Here is a 17,323-nt window from a genome sequence, read left to right as displayed (position 1 = left end):
CAGCCACGGTCGTTCATCCTTTCACACCGACGGGGTGCGCCGCGGAGGTGTCCGCATGGGACGGGTCACAGCAGCCGGGGCCACGGCCACAGCCGGGCTCGTACGACGCCCGCGACGTCGTCGTCCGGCACGACTCCGCGGTGGCGGGAGTCGACGCCGGCGGCGGCGTTGTCGCTGAGCAGCCACCACCCGCCGGCACGCCGCTCCGCGGCGCGCTTCACGGCCAGCGTGCCGTCGGCGAAGCGGGCCACGACGACCTTCCCGGCGCGCACGGGCGCGCCGTACACCACCAGCAGGCGCTGTCCGGGGCGGAGCGCGGGGGTCATCGACGCGCCGCGGACGACCGCCATGCCGACCCGGCGCCGACCTCCCGTTGTCCCCCGACCCATGGCGAGTAGTGTCGCAGGCAGCATTTCCCTGCCCGTCTGAACTTCTGAGAGGACCGACATGTTCTCCCGTCTCACCGCGACCCTCCGCGCCGCCGTCCTGGCTCCCACCGTGGACGTCTCCGCCCACTGCGACCTGCCCTGCGGCGTCTACGACCCCGCCCAGGCCCGCATCGAGGCCGAGTCGATCAAGGCCGTGATCGCCAAGGCGCTCGACAGCGACGACCCCGACTTCCGCACCCGCGCCATCCTCATCAAGGAGCAGCGCTCCGAGCTGGTCAAGCACCACCTGTGGGTGCTGTGGACCGACTACTTCAAGCCCCCGCACTTCGAGGCCTACCCGCAGCTGCACACCCTGGTCAACGAGGCCACCAAGCTCGCCGGCGCCACCGGGACCAAGGGCACCCTCGACCCGGCCAAGGCCGACGAGCTGCTCGCCAAGATCGACGAGATCGCCGAGATCTTCTGGGCCACCAAGAAGGCCTGATCACAACGGACTAGTCCGCACGGGCCACAAGGCCCAGGCCACACGGGCCGCACGTCCATTTCGGGCGTGCGGCCTGTGTTTTCGGCCCCACGGAAGTCCTTCCTCCCCTAGCGTGACGGCAGGTCAGGCACGTCGTTGTCTGCACTGAAATCGCCAACCGACCAGGGAGCACGGGTCGGGGGGACCCACACCATCCGGAGGGAGAAGCCGCGATGCATCGCGCCCTTTTCAAGATCATGATCGGCCTGGCGGTTGCGCTCGGCCTGACGCTCACGTCGGCGCCCGTCGCCCAGGCCGCGCCCCAGGCGCAGGTCCAGCAGGCGGCCGCCGCGGCCGACTGCACCGGCCAGGCCAACGCCTACGTGAACGCGACCAACAACTACAACGCGGCCAACGCATACGTCGCCAAGGCGGACGCCAAGGTCAAGAAGCTCAAGAAGAAGCTGAAGAAGGCCAAGAAGAACCACGCGCCTGCCAAGAAGATCAAGAAGCTCAAGAAGAAGCTGAAGAAGGCCAAGAAGGCGCGCAAGGCGGGCATCGCCTACCGCGACCAGGCCGCGGCCCAGCGCAACGCCACGGCTGCCGCGCTCGTGGCCTGCCGCACCTCCGGCGGCACCCAGGCCCCCGTCACCGGCTCCAGCCCCATCCAGGCGCTGTGCGACGCCGTCCCGCAGCTCCAGGCGCTGTGTGACGCGCTCGGCAACCTCCCGGGCGTCGGCGGCACCGGTACGCCGTTCGACACCCTGTGCGCTCAGTTCCCGGAGGCCCAGCCGCTGTGCGACGCCCTCAACGCGGGCCTGAACGACCCGGCCGGTCTCATCCAGATCATCAAGACCACGCTCACGAACCTCGGCCTCGGTGACCTCGTCGTCGCCCTGGACCCGGTGTTCGACGGCCTGGACCAGATCCTGGGCCTGCTGATCGGCAACCTGCCGACCGACGGTGGCCTGCCGAGCATCCCGGGCCTGCCGAGCCTGCCCGGCCTGCCCGGCCTGCCGAGCGGCGGCGACAACCCGCTGTGCGCCATCCTCCCGCTCCCGGGCGTGTGCTGATCGCGACCAGCTGAACCTGCAGGGCCCCGGGACGTTCGTCCCGGGGCCCTGTCATAGAACCCGTACCACATGCCCTAGGCTCTCCTCCGAGCCGGGCATCCGTGATCCGCCCGGCGCCATCATCCGGCCGTCGTGGGGGGCACGAGGACGGCCGGCTCACCCTGAGGGAGATTCCGGCATGCACCGTGCCCTGTTCAAGCTGATCCTCGGCGTCGCCGTCGCACTCGGCCTCACGCTGACCGCCGCCCCCGTGGCGTCCGCCGCACCGTCGGCGGCCCCCGCGCAGGCGGCGCCCAGCTGCACGCTCCAGGAGAACGTCGCCAAGAGCGCGCAGAAGGCCCACGCGGACGCGCAGGCCAAGGTCGTCAAGCTCAAGCAGAAGATCAAGAAGCTCAAGAAGAAGATCAAGAAGGCCAAGAAGGCCCACGCCGTCAAGCTCGAGAAGAAGCTCAAGAAGAAGCTGAAGGCGAAGCGCAAGAAGATCCGCCAGGCGCGCCTCTTCCGCGCCCAGGCCGCGACCATCGCCACCTCGACGGCGTCGGCCTACGCCGCCTGCCAGCGCGGCGAGATCGCGCCGATCGGCACCCCGGACAAGGACAACCTGCTCGACTACGTCGGCGACCTGCTCGACAGCATCGGTCTCGGCGACCTGGTCCGGACCCTCGGGCTCGAGGCGGTCATCGACCTGCTCGACCAGACCGGCCTGCTCGACCTGCTGGGTCTCGGCGACCTGCGCGACTGACGACGTCCCTGACCCGTCCTCGACCAACGGCCGTGCCCTCGCCGGGCACGGCCGTTGGCGTAGGGTCGTCCCACCTGGTTTCCACGCCTACCCGGAGGATTGCGGCATGTCCGAGACGAGCAGCCCTGCTGTCGGTGGTACGACGGCCCCCGGCCGGTCGGACGAGGTCCAGCTGCGCCTGCCCGCCGACGGCGCCTACGCCTCGGTCCTGCGCACGCTGACCGCCGGACTGGCCGCCCGCCTCGACTTCACGATGGACGACATCGAGGACCTTCGGATCGCGGTCTCCGAGGCGGCCGCGATGGTGCTCGACGAGGCCGACCCCGGCGCCGTGCTGGAGTGCGGCTTCGCACTGGGCGACAGCGCCCTGGCGCTGACCATCGCCGCCGCCGCCCAGGCACCGAGCGCCCCCGACTACGAGAGCTTCGGGTGGCAGGTCCTCGCGACCCTCGCCGACGAGGCCGCGATCGACGCCGTCCCGGGCCACTACTCCGTCCGACTGCTCGTTCGGTCCTCGCTGGCGTCATGACCACCGACCTGTCTCGGGACGGCGTCCAGGACGGGGGGCCGCCGACGAACATCGAGCTGACCCGCCGCCGCAGCGCCCAGCTCTTCGACACCTTCCGCGACGACCTGTCGTCGCAGGCCGAGCGCGACGTCGCCCGCGAGTCGCTGGTCCACCTGCACATGCCCCTCGTGGAGCACTGCGCGCGCCGGTTCCGCAACCGGGGCGAGCCCTACGAGGACCTGGTCCAGGTCGGCACGATCGGCCTGATCAAGTCCGTCGACCGCTTCGACACCGACCGCGGGGTCGAGTTTTCGACCTACGCGACGCCGACCATCATCGGCGAGATCAAGCGCTACTTCCGGGACAAGGGCTGGGCGATCCGGGTACCCCGCCGGCTGCAGGAGCTGCGCATGCAGATCAGCGCCAGCACCGCCGAGCTGACCCAGTCGCTGGGACGCTCCCCCACCCCCCGCGAGCTCGCGGAGTCGATCGGCTGCTCGGTCGAGGAGATCGTCGAGGGCCTGGAGTCGAGCAACGCCTACTCCACCCTCTCGCTCGACGCCTCCGACGACGACTCCGACGGGGGCGCCGGCCAGAGCATGCTCGACGCGATGGGCATCGACGACGAGGCCCTCGAGCACGTCGAGATCCGCGAGTCGGTCAAGCCGTTGCTGGAGAACCTGCCGCCGCGCGAGAAGAAGATCCTGCTGCTCCGCTTCTTCAAGAACATGACCCAGTCGCAGATCGCCGAGGAGATCGGCGTCTCGCAGATGCACGTCTCCCGCCTGCTCACCCGGACCCTCGCCCAGCTGCGGGAGTCGCTGGAGGCGGAGGCGTAGGAGGCGCTGCGGCCCCGTCTCAGTCCTCGCCGCGCGCGGCGCCGGGCCGGTCGTCGAGGGCGGCGAGGGTGTCGCGATGGACCAGCGCCGCGACGACCACCAGGCCCACGACCGCGAGGCCGAGGGCGGCGAGGACGTGCTCGCGCAGGTTCCAGGCCAGCCCCAGCACGATCAGCTGGGTGATGAGGACCGGGCCGCGCGCCCAGCCGTGCCGACGCCACAGCGCGAACGCCGCACCGATGAGGACGACGCCGTACGCCGCGAAGAAGAGCGACGTGGACAGCCCGAGGCCCACGCGGTCCGAGGAGACGCTGGCCAGCTCCAGCACGGCCACCACGAGCAGCACGAGCCCTTGCACGGCGGCCAGCGAGGCGGCCACCGTCAGCGGCGGCGGGGGGCTCGCGGCGGCGTCGGCGGGGTGGTCGGTCGGCCCTTCGGTCACGGCCGCAGCCTAGGCCGTCGTCGCTCGGGCCGAGCGCCGGCGGGGGTCCAGCATGCGGTTGTGACCCAACAGACCACCCGAATCGCTTGATTCGCGGGGCAATCCTTGGAAACCTTGCGGGAGCGATCGTGAAGCCGTTCACTTTTGCGGCTTCATGCGTGCCCGGTCGAAGGGCACCCCCGGTAGTGAAAGAAGAGGGCATCCCCACCCATGGATTGGCGACACCGTTCCGCATGCCTCGACGAGGATCCGGAGCTGTTCTTCCCGATCGGCAACACCGGCCCCGCCATCCTCCAGATCGAGGAGGCCAAGGCCGTGTGCCGACGCTGCGACGTGCGCGAGCAGTGCCTTGCGTGGGCGCTCGAGGCGGGGCAGGACCACGGTGTCTGGGGAGGCCTGAGCGAGGACGAGCGCCGCGCACTCAAGCGCCGCAACGCCCGGGCCCGCGTCCGCACCCCCGTCTGATCGGAAGGGCGCGAGCGCGTCACTCCACCGGGATGCTGATCCCCGCCCGGGTGCCGCCGTCGGGCGCACGGCCCAGGGTCAGGTGGCCCCCGAGCTCGGACTCGACGAGCGTCCGCACGATGGACAGGCCCAGGCTCGTCGCCGTGTCGAGGTCGAAGTCCGCCGGCAGCCCCCGGCCGTCGTCCTCGACGGCGACGTCGAGCACGGCGCCGTGCCGCTCGGCGCGGATCACGATCTGACCCGAGCCGCCGGCGTCGTAGCCGTGCTCCGCGGCGTTCTGCATCAGCTCCATGACGACCATCGCCAACGGGGTGGCGACCTCGGAGTCCAGGACGCCGAAGCTCCCCTCCCGGCGGACGCCGACCTGCGCGGTCGTCGAGCCGACGTCGGTCACCAGGCGCGCCAGCCGGTCGGCGATGTCGTCGAACGGCACGACCTCCTCGACCGCGTGGCTCAGCGTCTCGTGCACGATCGCGATCGAGCCGACCCGGCGTACCGCCTCCTCCAGCGCGGAGGCGGCCTCCGGGGAGCCGATCCGGCGGGCCTGGAGGCGCAGGAGGGCGGCCACCGTCTGCAGGTTGTTCTTCACCCGGTGGTGGATCTCGCGGATGGTGGCGTCCTTGGTGACCAGCTCGCGGTCCCGGCGGCGCAGGTCGGTGACATCGCGCAGCAGGATGATCGCCCCGATGTGCTCCCCCTTGGGCCGCAGCGGGATCGCGCGCACGATGAGCGCCGCACCGTCGCCGGGCCCGCCGGAGGCGCCCAGCTCGGTGTCGCGGTGCGCACGGCCGCCGAGGACGGCGCTGAGAGTCTCCTCATCGGGCCGCTTCTTGGGCGGCACGAGCTCGCGGGTCAGGTCGGGCAGGCGGTGGCCGGTCAGGTCGCCGGTGAGGCCCAGCTTGCGATAGGTCGAGAGCGCGTTCGGGCTCGCGTAGATGACCCGGCCCTCGGCGTCCACGCGCAGGAACCCGTCGCCGACCCGCGGGGAGTCGGCATGGTCGCTGCGCTGTCCGGTGGCCGGGAACAGGCCGGCGGCGATCATCTGGGACAGGTCCGTGGCGGCCTGGAGGTAGTTGATCTCGAGCAGGCTGGGCGTACGGACGCCGAGCAGGTTCGTGTTGCGGCTGATCACCGCGATCACCCGTCCCTCCCGCCGCACCGGGATCGCCTCGACCCGCACGGGCACGTCGTCGCGCCACTCGGGGTCGCCCTCCCGGGCGATCCGGCCGAGCTCGTAGGCCGCATCGACCAGCATCCGGCGCCCGGCCGCGACGAAGCTGCCGACGATGTCGTCGACGTACGCCGTCGGGCCGGTCGTGGGGCGCATCTGGTCACCCGCCCAGAACCCCGCCCCGCCCCGGTCGGGCAGCCACAGGACCAGGTCGGCGAAGGAGAGGTCGGCGATGACCTGCCAGTCGGCCTGGATCAGCTGGAGCCAGGCGATGTCCGCGTCGTCGAGGTCGGTGTGACGCCGGGCGATCGCGGACAGGGAGGGCACAGGCACAACCTAGCGCCGCCGTACCACCGCGGACTCCCGACGCAGGGCCTCTTCAGGTCGTTTGGCAGGATGGACCCCTGGGGGATCAAGGCTCGGCTGCTCCGGAGGGTGTGGGTTGATGGTGTCGGTGGACTGGGCGCGCCTCCAGCAGGCCCTCCGCGACGGTGAACGGCGACCCCCGGCCGATCACTCGCTCGGCGACCTGACCGCGCAGCTCACCCAGATGCTGGGCGACCCGGATCCCCAGGTCCGCGACGGGATGGCGTACTCCTTCCTCGCGACCTGGATCGAGCACGGCGTGTACGACGACCTGCTGGCCGGGCTGGGGGACGGCATGTGCGCCGGCCTCAACACCGGCATCGGCGAGCGCGACACGGACACGGTCTTCCGCCGCAGCTTCTCGGTGCTCCTGCTCGCCGAGTGCATCCAGCGCGACACCCGGATCCGGCGGCTCCCGCCGAGCAAGGTGCTGCACTGGGGGGACCGGATCGCCGCGTGGTACGTCCGCGAGCGCGACCTCCGGGGCTTCGTGCCCGGCAAGGGCTGGGCGCACGCCGCGGCCCACGGCGCCGACGCCATCGCCGCGCTGGCCGCCTCGCGCCACTTCGGCATGACGGAGCTGACGGTCCTCCTCGACGTCGTCGCCGACCGCGTGCTCAACTCGGACAACCCACCGCTGGTCCACGGCGAGCCGGACCGGATCGCGCACGCGGTGATGGAGGTGCTCCGTCGCGACCGCGTGCCCCTGAACGTCCTGGAGCCGTGGGTGGTGCGCCTCGAGCAGGGCGCCCGGGCCAAGCCCCGCGGCGGGCGCGATCCCTACCGCGCCACCGGCAACGCCCAGGCGGTGCTGCGCGCGCTCTACCTGCAGCTCACGATCTCCCCCCGTCACCCCGCCGTACGGCCCGACCTGCTGCTCGCGCTGGTCGCCTCGCTGCGGCGGGTGCACCCGTACTTCCTCGACGACGTCGGCTGACCCGGCGGCTTCGACCTCGTGGGCGCGGCGCGGCGCGGCGCGGCGCGGCGCGGCGCGGATTCACCACGGGATGTAGGCCGATCCGAGCTTCCCCTGCGGAGTTCCGCTACAGAAGCGACGACTCACCTACATCCCGTGGTGAATCCGCCGCCCGCGCACCAGCCCCCGCGCCCACCTGCCCCACCGGCTCCGACTGGCTAGGGTGCGGGAGTGACCACCACCGCGGACGGCATCCCCGAGCCCAGCCAGCTGACCGGCCACGCCGGCGAGATCGCGACGAGCGTGGCGCGCGCCCACGGCGTCGAGACGATGTTCACCCTGTCGGGGGCCCACGTGTTCCCGATGTACGACGGCGCGGTGCGCTCGCAGCAGGACGGCGGGACGCCCGTGCGCCTCGTCGACGTCCGCCACGAGCAGACGGCGGCCTTCGCCGCGGAGGCGACCGGCAAGCTCACCCGGGTGCCGGGGCTGGCCGTGCTCACGGCCGGTCCCGGCGTGACCAACGGGGTCAGCGCGCTCGCGCAGGCGCGCTTCGCCGGCTCTCCGATGGTGGTCGTGGGAGGCCGGGCCCCCAACAACCGCTGGGGCACCGGCGCGCTGCAGGAGATCGACCACCTGCCGATCGTCGCGCCGGTGACCAAGCACGCGGCGACGCTGATGACCGCCGACGACGTGGCGGCCGGGTTCGACCGGGCGTTCACCGAGGCGCGGTCCTCGCACCGCGGCCCGACGTACGTCGACGTCCCGATGGACGAGTTCTTCAACGCCGGCACCGGTCCGGCACCCTCGGTCGGCTCCTTCCGCGGTGCGGAGCCCGACAGCGACGCGATCGCACGGATCGCCGCCCTTCTCGCCGCCGCCGAGCGCCCGGTGCTCGTGCTCGGCACCGACGTGTGGGCCGACCACGCCGAGGAGGCCGCGCTGCGGCTGGTCGAGGAGATGCGGCTGCCGGCGATCACCAACGGCATGGGCCGCGGCGTCGTCCCCGGTGGCCACCCGCTGCTCGTCACCAAGGCGCGCGGGATCGCCCTCAACGGAGCCGACCTCGTCGTCGTGGTCGGCACGCCCCTCGACTTCCGGCTCGGCTACGGCGTGTTCGGCGGCAAGGAGGGTGCCGAGCCGGCGGCGGTGGTCCACATCGCCGACTCCCCCGGCCAGCTCTCCGGGCACGCGAGCCTGGCCGCGTCGGTGAGCGGCGACCTCACCAGCGTCCTGGACGGGCTGCTCGAGGCGCTCGCGCGGTCCGCCCAGCCGGACCGCGCCGCCTGGCTCTCCCGCCTGCAGGACACGGTCGCCGCCGCGAGCGCGAAGGACGCCGAGCTGCTGGCCGCGGAGGCCGACCCGGTGCACCCCGCGCGGATCTACGGCGAGCTGGTCCCTCGCCTGGCCGACGACGCGGTGGTGATCGGCGACGGCGGCGACTTCGTGTCCTTCGCCGGGAAGTTCGTCGAGCCCCGGCGCCCGGGCTGCTGGCTGGATCCCGGGCCCTACGGCTGCCTGGGGGCCGGCCTCGGCGCGGCGGTCGCGGCGCGGATCGCTCGGCCCTCCTCGCAGGTCGTGCTGCTGCTCGGTGACGGCGCCGCGGGGTTCTCGCTCATGGACGTCGACACCCTCGTCCGCCACGGCCTGCCGGTCGTGATGGTGATGGGCAACAACTCCGCGTGGGGGCTGGAGAAGGGCCCGATGCAGATGCTCTACGGCTACGACGTCGCCGCGGACCTGGCGCCCCGCACGGCGTACGACCAGGTCGTGTCCGCCCTCGGCGGAGCGGGCGAGACGATCACCGACCCCCGCGGGATCGGGCCGGCCCTCGACCGGGCGTTCGCCGCGGACGCGCCGTACCTCGTCAACGTGATCACCGACGTGGACGCCGCGTACCCCCGCAGCACCTTCGGCATCTGATGTCGCCGACCATCCGAGGAGCCTGACGCCATGAGGTTCACCGTGACCGAGGCCGACACCGCCCTCGCCGTGGGCTCCGGGAGCCTGCCCGTCCTGGGCACGCCGCGGCTGCTCGCGTGGTGCGAGGCGGCCACCTGTGCGGCGGTCGAGGACGAGCTCGCCGAGGGGCAGACCAGCGTCGGCACCCGGGTCGAGCTGGAGCACCTGGCCGCCACCGCGGTCGGTGGCACGGTCGAGGTCACCGCCCGGCAGGTGTACGCCGACGGCCGCCTGCGCCGCTACGCCGTCGCCGCGCGCGAGGTCGGGCCCGACGACCGCCCCGGCAGGCTCGTGGGGTCCGGCGAGGTGACCCGCGTGGTCGTCGACGCCGCCCGGTTCATGGCCCGGATTTCGGGCTGACCCGGTCGGCTGAGAGAATGGGCCGATTCACGACTTCAGGAGGAACCATGGGCAAGACCGGCCGCAAGCGCCGCGCGCGCCGCAAGAAGGGCGCGAACCACGGCAAGCGCCCCAACAGCTGAGCGCAGGCACCGACGAACCCCCGAGACCCCCGTGGTCCGGGGGTTCGGTCTTTCCGGGCGCGGCCGCGCCGGAGACGGCCCTCAGCCCTCGGTGATCTGCACCTGGATCTGCTGGATCTGGATGCGGACCCGCTCGCGCAGCTCGACAGGAGCGGTCTCACCGCACGAGCGCGCGACGACGGCCTTCACCGTCCGCTGGAGGTCGTAGCGCTCCAGACACGGGCTGCAGGAGTCGATGTGGGCCCGGACGACGGCGCAGTCGCCGGCCTCGAGCTCGTTGTCGATCAGCCGGACGATGCGCTCGAGGAAGTCGGCACACTCGGCGTTGCTGGGGTCGTCGGAGACGTGGACGTGGTCGTGCCCGGCGCCGTCGCGGTGCTCGGCCATCACTTGTCTCCCTCGAGCGGGGCGTCGCCGCCGGTGCGGACGTAGTCGGAGAGCATGTCGCGCAGCTGGCGCCGACCGCGGTGGAGGCGGGACATGACCGTCCCGATCGGGGTGTCCATGATCTCGGCGATCTCCTTGTAGGCGAAGCCCTCGACGTCGGCGAGGTAGACCGCGAGCCGGAACTCCTCGGGGAGCCGCTGCAGTGCCTCCTTCACCTGGCTGTCGGGAAGGTGCTCAAGAGCCTCCATCTCGGCCGACTTCAGCCCGCCGGCGGTGTGCGACTCCGCGCGTGCCAGCTGCCAGTCCTCGACGTCCCCCGTGTCGCCGGCGAGGGCCTGCTGCGGCTGGCGCTGCTTCTTGCGGTAGGAGTTGATGAAGGTGTTGGTCAGGATCCGGTACAGCCAGGCCTTGAGGTTGGTGCCCGGCCGGAACTGGTGGAATGCGGAGTACGCCTTGGCGAAGGTCTCCTGGACCAGGTCCTCGGCGTCGGCCGGGTTGCGGGTCATCCGCATCGCCGCGCCGTACAGCTGGTCGAGGAACGGCAGCGCGTCACGCTCGAAGCGCGCGGCCCGCTCCTCGGGGGTCTCCGAAGCGACGTCGACGGGGTCGACGGCGAGCAGGTCCTCCTCGGGGGAGGTCTCGGCGTCGAGGGACGAAAGATCGGAAGTCTCGGTCATCGCGTCCCAGCCTACGATGCCCGCTCGGGTCGGGCGCTCCAGCGTCGCGATCATGGAGGCAGAACACCCTCCGCGCGACCGGCATTCCCGGGCTCAGCCCGCGCCGGCGACCTCGCGCACGATCCACTCCAGGGTCGACTCGACGACGATGCCCAGCGCCTCGTCCTGGCTCAGCTCGCCACGCTTGGGGACGGCGAGGCCGTGGTCGGCTCCCGGGACGACCGCGAGGTCGGTCCGCCCGGGAAGGGGGTCGGGGAACTCCTCGGGGCGGCCGAACGGGTCCCGCTCCCCCTGCACGACCAGGGTCGGCACGCCGGCACCGGCGAGCTCGGCGAGCCGCGAGCGCTCGGGCCGGCCGGGCGGGTGCAGCGGGAAGGAGAGCGCGAGGCAGCCGGCCGCACCGAGCGCGCTCGCGGTGCGGCACGCGGAACGGGCGCCGGCCGAGCGGCCTCCGACGACCAGCGGGCTGCGCACGCGCAGCGCCGCGGCGGCCGCCCGCAGGCCCCCGTCGAGGCTCGCCGGCGGGCCGGCGACCTTGCGCCCGGCGCGACGCCACGGCTGCTCGAACCGGGCGACGCTGATCCCCTGCGCGGGCAGCTCCGCGGCGAGCGCCTCGAGGTCGCGGGCCTCGATGCCGCCTCCGGCGCCGTGGCTGAGCAGCAGGGTCGCCAGCGGCGACCGTGCCCGGCGGACCACGAGCCGCCCCTCGCCGTACTCGGTCGCGACCAGGCGCTCGGCGCCCGCTGCGCTCACAGCAGCGTCCCCTGGGGGTCGCCGTCGTCGTCGCCGTCGAGCGGGATCGGCTCGACCAGCTCGGGACCGTTGTTGGCGACATTGCCCACCGCCGTCGAGACGGGGTACGCCGCGAGGCCGGTCTGCTGCGCGGGCCGGAGCAGGCCGAGAAGGCCCGGCAGGTCGTCGGCGGGCGTGCGCGGGTCGAGCCACTCCGCGCGTCGCTCGGGCTCGACGAGCAGGGGCATCCGGTCGTGGATGCGCCCGAGGTCGTCGGTGGCCTCCGTGGTGAGGATCGTGCAGGTCCAGCGGAACCGGTCCGCGGCGTCCTCCGGCTTCGCGGGGTCGCGCCAGATCTCGTACAGCCCGGCCATGGCGAGGCTGGACCCGTCACCGGACGTGATGAAGAAGGGCTGCTTGACCGGCTTGCCCTTCGCCGTGCGGCGCTGCGTCTCGTACCACTCGAAGTAGCCGTCCGCCGGCACGATGCAGCGACGGGCCGCGAACGCGCGGCGGAAGGCGGGCTTCTCGGCGACCGTCTCCATCCGGGCGTTGATCATCCGGCTCCCGATGCTGGCGTCCTTGGCCCACGAGGGCACCAGGCCCCAGCGCAGAGCGCGGAGCTGGCGGACCGGCTCCTCGGCGCGACGGCCGTCCTCGTCGCGTGGCGCGCGCTCCATCACGGCGTACACCTCGTCGGTCGGCGCGACGTTCCACGACGGCGGGATGGCCCGCTCGAGGCGCGGGTCGAGCACCTCGAACTCCTCGGCAAGGTCCTCCGGGCTCCGGCTGGAGGCATAGCGCCCGCACATGCGGTCAATGTAGCGGCCAGGCGCGCGGGCGGCGGACCTGTAGCTATCTGTTCGTGTCGCTACCTGACCCGTAGACCGGTACGCCAGTGACACGAACAGATAGTTACAGCCCCCGCCCGCGTCTGCCCGCACCCCGCCCGGGTACCACCCGACCATGGCACTGAGCAGACTGATCGCCCGACCGCTGCTGGCGTCGTACTTCCTCGCCAACGGCGCCCAGGACCTCAAGGACGCCCCGGCACTCGCGCAGCAGGCGGCACCCGTCACCGAGGCCGTCGCGCCCGTGCTCGACAACGCCACCCCCGAGAGCGTCTCGGTCCCCCGCGACCCCGTCCTGTGGGTGCGCGCGAGCGGCGCCCTCCAGGTGGCGGCCGGGCTGGCCCTGGCCACCGGCCGGCTCCCGCGGCTGTCCGCGGCGGTGCTCGGCGCGACCCTGGTGCCGTCGACCGCGGCGCGGTACCGGTTCTGGGAGACCACCGACAAGGACCAGCGGCGCGAGCAGCTCACCCACTTCGTGAAGAACGCCGCCCTGGCGGGCGGTCTGCTGATCGCGTCCCTGGACACCGCCGGCAAGCCGGGGGTGGCCTGGCGTGCCAAGCACGCGACCCACGACGCCCGTCGCGAGGCCGCCCTGGTGGGGGCGAAGGTGAAGGCGCGGGTTCACTAGACTCACGCGGGAGATGACGACTCCTGCCGCGCATGCCGACCTCTGGCCCGCCCCGACCACGACCGGGCCGCTCGACGCGACGGTGACCCTGCCGGGCAGCAAGTCGCTCACCAACCGCGCGCTGGTGCTGGCCGCGCTGGCCGACGGGCCGTCCGTCGTACGCCGCGCGCTGCGCTCGCGCGACACGCTGCTGATGGCGCGGGCCCTGACCGCGCTCGGTGCGACCGTGGACACCGCGACGGAGGACTGGACGGTGTCGCCGCTCGGCGGCGCGCTCCCCTCCGGCCGGGCCGAGGTGGACTGCGGACTGGCCGGCACGGTCATGCGGTTCGTGCCGCCGGCCGCGGGGCTGGTGCGCGGCGCGGTCGCCTTCGACGGCGACCCGCACATGCGCAAGAGGCCGGTCGGCGAGATCCTCACCGCGCTGCGCACCCTTGGCGTCGCCGTCGACGACACCGATGGCGCCCTGCCCTTCACCGTCCACGGCACCGGCGCGGTCGCGGGGGGCACCGTGGTGATCGACGCCTCCGCGTCGTCGCAGTTCGTCTCGGCCCTCCTCCTCGCGGGCGCGCGCTTCGAGACCGGGATCGAGGTGCGCCACGAGGGTGAGCCGATCCCGTCGCTGCCCCACATCGAGATGACGATCGCGATGCTGCGCGACCGCGGCGTCGCGGTCGACGACGGCGAGCCCGACCGCTGGGCCGTGGCGCCCGGACAGGTCGAGGCCCGCGACGAGACGATCGAGCCGGACCTGTCCAATGCTGCGCCCTTCCTGGCCCTCGCCGCGGTCTCCGGCGGCTCGGTGGTCGTGCGGGACTGGCCGACCTCGACCACCCAGGCGGGCGACGCACTGCGCGACCTGCTCGCCCGGATGGGCTGCACGGTCGAGCGCGTCCCCACGGGGCTGCGGGTCACCGGACCGGCCGACGGCTGGCGCGGTCTGCAGGGCCTCGAGGTCGACCTGCACGACGTCGGCGAGCTCGCCCCCGCCGTCGCCGCGCTGTGCGCCCTGGCCGGCTCCCCGTCTCGGCTGACCGGGATCGCCCACATCCGCGGCCACGAGACCGACCGGCTCGCCGCCCTCGCGGCGGAGCTCGGTGGGCTGGGAGCCGACGTGGTCGAGCACCCCGACGGCCTCTCCCTGCGCCCCGCGGCCCTGAGCGGAGGGGTGTTCCACACCTACGCCGACCATCGGATGGCGCACGCCGGCGTCATCATCGGCGCCGCGGTGCCCGGCGTCCTCGTCGAGGACGTCGCCACCACGGGCAAGACCTTCCCCGACTTCGCGGGCTTCTGGTCCGGGCTGTTCTGAGGCGCCACCGATGCCCCGGTACGACGAGCACGACGTCGAGCACTACGACCGTCCGCGCCGCCGTACCCGTCCCCGCACCAAGGAGCGCCCCGCCCACGACGACGCCGTCGACGGCGTCGTCGTCACGGTCGACCGAGGCCGCTTCACGCTGCTGGTCGGCGCGGGGTCCGAGAGCCGGGTGGTGATGGCGATGAAGGCGCGCCCCCTGGGGCGCAAGGGCGTCGTCGTCGGCGACCGGGTCCGGGTCGTCGGCGACGTCTCCGGCGCGGACGGCTCCCTCGCGCGGATCGTCGAGGTCACCCCGCGCGCCACCGTGCTGCGGCGCACCGCGGACGACGACGACCCGGTCGAGCGGGTCGTCGTTGCCAACGCCACCCAGCTGGTCGTCGTCACCGCCCTGACCGACCCCGAGCCGCGCCCCCGGCTGATCGACCGTGCCCTCGTCGCCGCGTACGACGCCGGACTGGCGCCCCTGCTCTGCCTGACCAAGTCCGACCTCGCTGATCCCGAGGTGCTGCTGTCGACGTACCGCTCACTCGGGGTGCCGTGGGTGGTCACCCGGCGCGGCCCCGACCGCTCGATCCTCGGCCTCGAGGAGGTCCGCGAGCGCCTCGCCGGCCAGGTGAGCGTGCTCGTCGGGCACAGCGGCGTCGGCAAGTCGACCCTGGTCAACGCGCTCGTGCCGGATGCGCGCCGGGAGACGGGGCACGTCAACGCGGTGACCGGGCGCGGACGGCACACCTCGACGTCCGCGGTGCTGCTGGCGCTCCCCGGCTGGGGCGACGGTGGCTGGATCGTGGACACCCCCGGGATCCGGTCCTTCGGGCTGGCGCACGTGCAGCCCGAGCACCTCATCGAGGCCTTCCCCGACCTCGACGAGATGACCGAGGACTGCCCTCGAGGATGCACCCACGGGGAGGACGAGCCGGAGTGCGGTCTGGACGAGGCGGTCGCCTCCGGAGCGGCGGACCCGGAGCGGGTCGCGTCCTTCCGGCGCCTGCTGGCGGCCCGGTCGGTGACCGACTACTGACGCACCCTAGGCGCCCCACACCGCGTCGGCGCCCGAGTGCCCGGTGACCACGACGATCACGATCACCGCGACGGCCGCGACCGCCACGAGTGCACCGAGCAGCCACCGCACCGCGGCCTTGGCCGGGTTCAGCACCGCGGAGACCAGCACGACGACGCCGAAGGCGATCGTCCACCACAGCAGGTAGCCGCCGAGGTCCTCGTGCGTCTGCAGCTTCTCCGCGAACTCACCGGAGGCGGTGGCGAAGCGGTCGGAGTCCCGGAAGTCGCCGCCGGACAGGTAGGCGGCCACCACGGCGCCCACGGCGACCAACGCGCCGACCAGTGCCGGCCACCGCAGCCGCTCGCGCCACGACGGCACGAGGGAGGCGAGGGCGAGCAGGGCGGCCAGCGGCGTCAGCACCACCGCGGCGTGGACCACGAGCGGATGCAGCGGGATGCCGTCGATCTCCATGGTTGAATCGTGCACTACCGCGTCAACCTCGGCCAGACCCCGGTGACGGCGACCACTAGGCTCCCCCTGTGGCAGCCCCCGACTACACCGACGACCTGCGCCTGGCCCATCTGCTGGCCGACGACGCCGACTCGCTGACCCAGGCGCGGTTCAAGGCGCTCGACCTGCACGTCATGAGCAAGCCGGACCTCACGCCGGTGACCGACGCCGACCAGGCCGTCGAGGAGTCGATCCGCCGTACCCTCTCGCGGGCGCGGAGCCGCGACGCCGTCACCGGCGAGGAGCAGGGCACCTCCGGGCACTCGCAACGGCGCTGGATCGTCGACCCGATCGACGGCACCAAGAACTTCGTCCGCGGCGTGCCGGTCTGGGCGACGCTGATCTCCCTCGTCGTCGACGACGAGGTCGTGCTCGGCGTCGTGTCCGCGCCCGCGCTGCAGCGGCGGTGGTGGGCCTCGGCCGGCCAGGGGGCCTGGACCGGGCGGTCGCTGATGAAGGCGACCCCGTGCCGGGTCTCCGACGTACGCCGCCTGGAGGACGCGTCCTTCTCCTACGCCTCGCTCGGCGGATGGGAGGACCGCGGGCTCGGCGAGGACGTGCTCGCCCTCATGCGCCGGGTCTGGCGGACCCGCGCGTACGGTGACTTCTGGTCCTATGTCCTGCTGGCCGAGGGCGCCGTCGACCTGGCGGCCGAGCCCGAGCTCGAGGTCTACGACATGGCGGCGCTCGACGTCATCGTGCGCGAGGCCGGTGGCCGGTTCACCTCGCTCGAGGGCCGCGACGGTCCGTGGGGCGGGAACGCGCTGGCCAGCAACGGGCATCTCCACGAGGCGGCGCTGTCCTATCTGGGCGGCGTCCCGGACAGCGACGACGACCCGGACTGGCCCCGCACCGGCCCCGGCAGCGTGTCGGACCTGCGCTCGCGCCGGCACCGCTCCGCGGACGAGCGCCGTGACGACGAGGACGGCGCAGAGTAACCTGCGTCACATGCGCATCGCTGACGTGCTCCAGTCGAAGTCGCTCCGCGACGTGGTCACCATCAGTCCCGAGGCGGGGGTGCGCGAGCTGCTCGCCACCCTGGCCGAGCACAACATCGGCGCCGTCGTGGTCAGCACGGACGGCAGCTCGCTCGACGGGATCGTGTCGGAGCGGGACGTCGTACGCCGCCTGCACAGCGACGGGACGGTCATCAACAACGTCGTCTCGGCGATCATGACCTCCGAGGTGAGCACCTGCTCCCCCGCCGACGACCTCGACCAGGTGCTGCAGGTGATGACGGAGCGCCGCTTCCGCCACATCCCCGCCGTCGAGGGCGACCAGGTCGTGGGGATCGTGAGCATCGGCGACCTCGTCAAGCACAAGATCGACCAGCTGCAGTTCGAGCGCGACCAGCTCGACTCGTACGTGCACCAGTCCTGACGCCACCCGGCAGCAA

The 17,323-nt window shown here is 72.9% G+C and carries 23 protein-coding genes; 15 read left to right on the top strand and 8 right to left on the bottom strand.

Annotated features, from left to right (window positions below; genetic code table 11):
- Positions 1 to 65 precede the first annotated feature (65 nt).
- A complete protein-coding gene (locus ACJ5H2_RS07560; RefSeq protein WP_408898957.1) occupies positions 66 to 389 on the bottom strand; it encodes a S24 family peptidase in 324 nt (107 codons plus the stop codon).
- Positions 390 to 447: 58 nt separating this feature from the next.
- On the opposite strand from ACJ5H2_RS07560, the gene sodN reads away from it, so the two are divergent.
- From sodN to ACJ5H2_RS07535, 5 genes are all read left to right on the top strand, one after another.
- Positions 448 to 873 (top strand): superoxide dismutase, Ni, encoded by a 426-nt coding sequence (gene sodN / locus ACJ5H2_RS07555; protein WP_408898956.1) that lies wholly within the window; start codon positions 448 to 450, stop codon positions 871 to 873.
- A 212-nt stretch (positions 874 to 1,085) separates the two neighbouring features.
- Positions 1,086 to 1,925 (top strand): hypothetical protein, encoded by an 840-nt coding sequence (locus ACJ5H2_RS07550; RefSeq protein WP_408898955.1) that lies wholly within the window; start codon positions 1,086 to 1,088, stop codon positions 1,923 to 1,925.
- A gap of 178 nt (positions 1,926 to 2,103) precedes the next feature.
- Positions 2,104 to 2,667, top strand: a complete 564-nt coding sequence (locus tag ACJ5H2_RS07545) for a hypothetical protein (RefSeq protein ID WP_408898954.1) — start codon at positions 2,104 to 2,106, stop codon at positions 2,665 to 2,667.
- 106 nt (positions 2,668 to 2,773) lie between these two features.
- Positions 2,774 to 3,196, top strand: coding sequence for a hypothetical protein (locus ACJ5H2_RS07540; protein WP_408898953.1), 423 nt, complete (start codon positions 2,774 to 2,776; stop codon positions 3,194 to 3,196).
- On the top strand, positions 3,193 to 4,014 hold the full coding sequence (locus tag ACJ5H2_RS07535) for an RNA polymerase sigma factor SigF (RefSeq protein WP_408898952.1): 822 nt from the start codon (positions 3,193 to 3,195) through the stop codon (positions 4,012 to 4,014). Before ACJ5H2_RS07540 ends, ACJ5H2_RS07535 begins: the two co-directional genes overlap by 4 nt.
- Positions 4,015 to 4,033: 19 nt before the next feature.
- Here ACJ5H2_RS07535 and ACJ5H2_RS07530 read toward each other — a convergent pair whose 3' ends face one another.
- Positions 4,034 to 4,456, bottom strand: a complete 423-nt coding sequence (locus ACJ5H2_RS07530) for a hypothetical protein (RefSeq protein WP_408898951.1) — start codon at positions 4,454 to 4,456, stop codon at positions 4,034 to 4,036.
- Positions 4,457 to 4,666: 210 nt separating this feature from the next.
- Here ACJ5H2_RS07530 and ACJ5H2_RS07525 point away from each other — a divergent pair, with 210 nt between their 5' ends.
- Positions 4,667 to 4,921 (top strand): WhiB family transcriptional regulator, encoded by a 255-nt coding sequence (locus tag ACJ5H2_RS07525; RefSeq protein WP_038678054.1) that lies wholly within the window; start codon positions 4,667 to 4,669, stop codon positions 4,919 to 4,921.
- 19 nt (positions 4,922 to 4,940) lie between these two features.
- Here the strand turns inward: ACJ5H2_RS07525 and ACJ5H2_RS07520 are convergent, their stop codons facing one another.
- Complete coding sequence (locus tag ACJ5H2_RS07520) at positions 4,941 to 6,419, bottom strand: sensor histidine kinase (RefSeq protein WP_408898950.1); 1,479 nt, start codon at positions 6,417 to 6,419, stop codon at positions 4,941 to 4,943.
- 118 nt (positions 6,420 to 6,537) lie between these two features.
- Here ACJ5H2_RS07520 and ACJ5H2_RS07515 point away from each other — a divergent pair, with 118 nt between their 5' ends.
- The 4 genes from ACJ5H2_RS07515 (at position 6,538) to ACJ5H2_RS07500 (ending at position 9,818) form a co-directional block, all read left to right on the top strand.
- Positions 6,538 to 7,395: a DUF2785 domain-containing protein gene (locus ACJ5H2_RS07515; protein WP_408898949.1), complete on the top strand. Its 858-nt coding sequence runs from the start codon at positions 6,538 to 6,540 to the stop codon at positions 7,393 to 7,395.
- A 210-nt stretch (positions 7,396 to 7,605) separates the two neighbouring features.
- Complete coding sequence (locus ACJ5H2_RS07510) at positions 7,606 to 9,297, top strand: acetolactate synthase (protein WP_408898948.1); 1,692 nt, start codon at positions 7,606 to 7,608, stop codon at positions 9,295 to 9,297.
- A gap of 30 nt (positions 9,298 to 9,327) precedes the next feature.
- Positions 9,328 to 9,696 (top strand): thioesterase family protein, encoded by a 369-nt coding sequence (locus tag ACJ5H2_RS07505; protein WP_408898947.1) that lies wholly within the window; start codon positions 9,328 to 9,330, stop codon positions 9,694 to 9,696.
- A 47-nt stretch (positions 9,697 to 9,743) separates the two neighbouring features.
- Positions 9,744 to 9,818, top strand: coding sequence for a 50S ribosomal protein bL37 (locus ACJ5H2_RS07500; RefSeq protein ID WP_370249596.1), 75 nt, complete (start codon positions 9,744 to 9,746; stop codon positions 9,816 to 9,818).
- A gap of 81 nt (positions 9,819 to 9,899) precedes the next feature.
- On the opposite strand, the gene rsrA is transcribed toward ACJ5H2_RS07500, so the two are convergent.
- Genes rsrA through ACJ5H2_RS07480 form a run of 4 tightly spaced genes read right to left on the bottom strand, consistent with a single transcriptional unit; the run spans position 9,900 to position 12,426 of the window.
- Positions 9,900 to 10,205 (bottom strand): mycothiol system anti-sigma-R factor, encoded by a 306-nt coding sequence (gene rsrA / locus ACJ5H2_RS07495; RefSeq protein WP_408898946.1) that lies wholly within the window; start codon positions 10,203 to 10,205, stop codon positions 9,900 to 9,902.
- The gene (locus ACJ5H2_RS07490) at positions 10,205 to 10,936 is read right to left on the bottom strand and encodes a sigma-70 family RNA polymerase sigma factor (RefSeq protein ID WP_408898945.1); all 732 of its coding nucleotides are present in this window, start codon (positions 10,934 to 10,936) and stop codon (positions 10,205 to 10,207) included. Before ACJ5H2_RS07490 ends, rsrA begins: the two co-directional genes overlap by 1 nt.
- Positions 10,937 to 10,975: 39 nt before the next feature.
- A complete protein-coding gene (locus ACJ5H2_RS07485; protein WP_408898944.1) occupies positions 10,976 to 11,635 on the bottom strand; it encodes an alpha/beta family hydrolase in 660 nt (219 codons plus the stop codon).
- Positions 11,632 to 12,426, bottom strand: a complete 795-nt coding sequence (locus ACJ5H2_RS07480; protein WP_408898943.1) for an SOS response-associated peptidase — start codon at positions 12,424 to 12,426, stop codon at positions 11,632 to 11,634. Before ACJ5H2_RS07480 ends, ACJ5H2_RS07485 begins: the two co-directional genes overlap by 4 nt.
- 154 nt (positions 12,427 to 12,580) lie before the next feature.
- On the opposite strand from ACJ5H2_RS07480, the gene ACJ5H2_RS07475 reads away from it, so the two are divergent.
- The 3 genes from ACJ5H2_RS07475 to rsgA are packed head-to-tail and all read left to right on the top strand — an operon-like array spanning position 12,581 to position 15,435.
- Entirely contained in the window at positions 12,581 to 13,093 is a 513-nt protein-coding gene (locus tag ACJ5H2_RS07475) for a DoxX family protein (protein WP_408898942.1), read from the top strand.
- A gap of 13 nt (positions 13,094 to 13,106) precedes the next feature.
- Complete coding sequence (gene aroA, locus ACJ5H2_RS07470; RefSeq protein WP_408898941.1) at positions 13,107 to 14,405, top strand: 3-phosphoshikimate 1-carboxyvinyltransferase; 1,299 nt, start codon at positions 13,107 to 13,109, stop codon at positions 14,403 to 14,405.
- Between the two features lie 10 nt (positions 14,406 to 14,415).
- Positions 14,416 to 15,435, top strand: a complete 1,020-nt coding sequence (gene rsgA / locus ACJ5H2_RS07465) for a ribosome small subunit-dependent GTPase A (RefSeq protein WP_408898940.1) — start codon at positions 14,416 to 14,418, stop codon at positions 15,433 to 15,435.
- A gap of 6 nt (positions 15,436 to 15,441) precedes the next feature.
- Here the strand turns inward: rsgA and ACJ5H2_RS07460 are convergent, their stop codons facing one another.
- On the bottom strand, positions 15,442 to 15,888 hold the full coding sequence (locus ACJ5H2_RS07460) for a DUF2231 domain-containing protein (RefSeq protein WP_408898939.1): 447 nt from the start codon (positions 15,886 to 15,888) through the stop codon (positions 15,442 to 15,444).
- 68 nt (positions 15,889 to 15,956) lie between these two features.
- Here ACJ5H2_RS07460 and ACJ5H2_RS07455 point away from each other — a divergent pair, with 68 nt between their 5' ends.
- Together ACJ5H2_RS07455 and ACJ5H2_RS07450 are read left to right on the top strand one after the other, a co-directional pair.
- Complete coding sequence (locus ACJ5H2_RS07455) at positions 15,957 to 16,865, top strand: inositol monophosphatase family protein (RefSeq protein ID WP_408898938.1); 909 nt, start codon at positions 15,957 to 15,959, stop codon at positions 16,863 to 16,865.
- A gap of 10 nt (positions 16,866 to 16,875) precedes the next feature.
- Positions 16,876 to 17,307 carry a CBS domain-containing protein gene (locus tag ACJ5H2_RS07450; protein WP_408898937.1) on the top strand — a complete coding sequence of 144 codons (432 nt, stop codon included), beginning with the start codon at positions 16,876 to 16,878 and terminating at the stop codon, positions 17,305 to 17,307.
- Positions 17,308 to 17,323: the final 16 nt, after the last annotated feature.

The sequence above is a fragment of the Nocardioides pymetrozini genome, from assembly GCF_046058985.1.
Lineage (GTDB): Bacteria > Actinomycetota > Actinomycetes > Propionibacteriales > Nocardioidaceae > Nocardioides.
This window is presented reverse-complemented; position numbering and strand designations above follow the sequence as displayed.

Bases quoted from the DNA above. Each gene is read 5' to 3' on its own strand.
- ACJ5H2_RS07560 (WP_408898957.1), bottom strand. From the start codon at position 389: ATGGGTCGGGGGACAACGGGAGGTCGGCGCCGGGTCGGCATGGCGGTC.
- sodN (WP_408898956.1), top strand. From the start codon at position 448: ATGTTCTCCCGTCTCACCGCGACCCTCCGCGCCGCCGTCCTGGCTCCC.
- ACJ5H2_RS07550 (WP_408898955.1), top strand. From the start codon at position 1,086: ATGCATCGCGCCCTTTTCAAGATCATGATCGGCCTGGCGGTTGCGCTC.
- ACJ5H2_RS07545 (WP_408898954.1), top strand. From the start codon at position 2,104: ATGCACCGTGCCCTGTTCAAGCTGATCCTCGGCGTCGCCGTCGCACTC.
- ACJ5H2_RS07540 (WP_408898953.1), top strand. From the start codon at position 2,774: ATGTCCGAGACGAGCAGCCCTGCTGTCGGTGGTACGACGGCCCCCGGC.
- ACJ5H2_RS07535 (WP_408898952.1), top strand. From the start codon at position 3,193: ATGACCACCGACCTGTCTCGGGACGGCGTCCAGGACGGGGGGCCGCCG.
- ACJ5H2_RS07525 (WP_038678054.1), top strand. From the start codon at position 4,667: ATGGATTGGCGACACCGTTCCGCATGCCTCGACGAGGATCCGGAGCTG.
- ACJ5H2_RS07515 (WP_408898949.1), top strand. From the start codon at position 6,538: ATGGTGTCGGTGGACTGGGCGCGCCTCCAGCAGGCCCTCCGCGACGGT.
- ACJ5H2_RS07505 (WP_408898947.1), top strand. From the start codon at position 9,328: ATGAGGTTCACCGTGACCGAGGCCGACACCGCCCTCGCCGTGGGCTCC.
- rsrA (WP_408898946.1), bottom strand. From the start codon at position 10,205: ATGGCCGAGCACCGCGACGGCGCCGGGCACGACCACGTCCACGTCTCC.
- ACJ5H2_RS07490 (WP_408898945.1), bottom strand. From the start codon at position 10,936: ATGATCGCGACGCTGGAGCGCCCGACCCGAGCGGGCATCGTAGGCTGG.
- ACJ5H2_RS07480 (WP_408898943.1), bottom strand. From the start codon at position 12,426: ATGTGCGGGCGCTATGCCTCCAGCCGGAGCCCGGAGGACCTTGCCGAG.
- ACJ5H2_RS07475 (WP_408898942.1), top strand. From the start codon at position 12,581: ATGGCACTGAGCAGACTGATCGCCCGACCGCTGCTGGCGTCGTACTTC.
- aroA (WP_408898941.1), top strand. From the start codon at position 13,107: ATGACGACTCCTGCCGCGCATGCCGACCTCTGGCCCGCCCCGACCACG.
- rsgA (WP_408898940.1), top strand. From the start codon at position 14,416: ATGCCCCGGTACGACGAGCACGACGTCGAGCACTACGACCGTCCGCGC.
- ACJ5H2_RS07460 (WP_408898939.1), bottom strand. From the start codon at position 15,888: ATGGAGATCGACGGCATCCCGCTGCATCCGCTCGTGGTCCACGCCGCG.
- ACJ5H2_RS07450 (WP_408898937.1), top strand. From the start codon at position 16,876: ATGCGCATCGCTGACGTGCTCCAGTCGAAGTCGCTCCGCGACGTGGTC.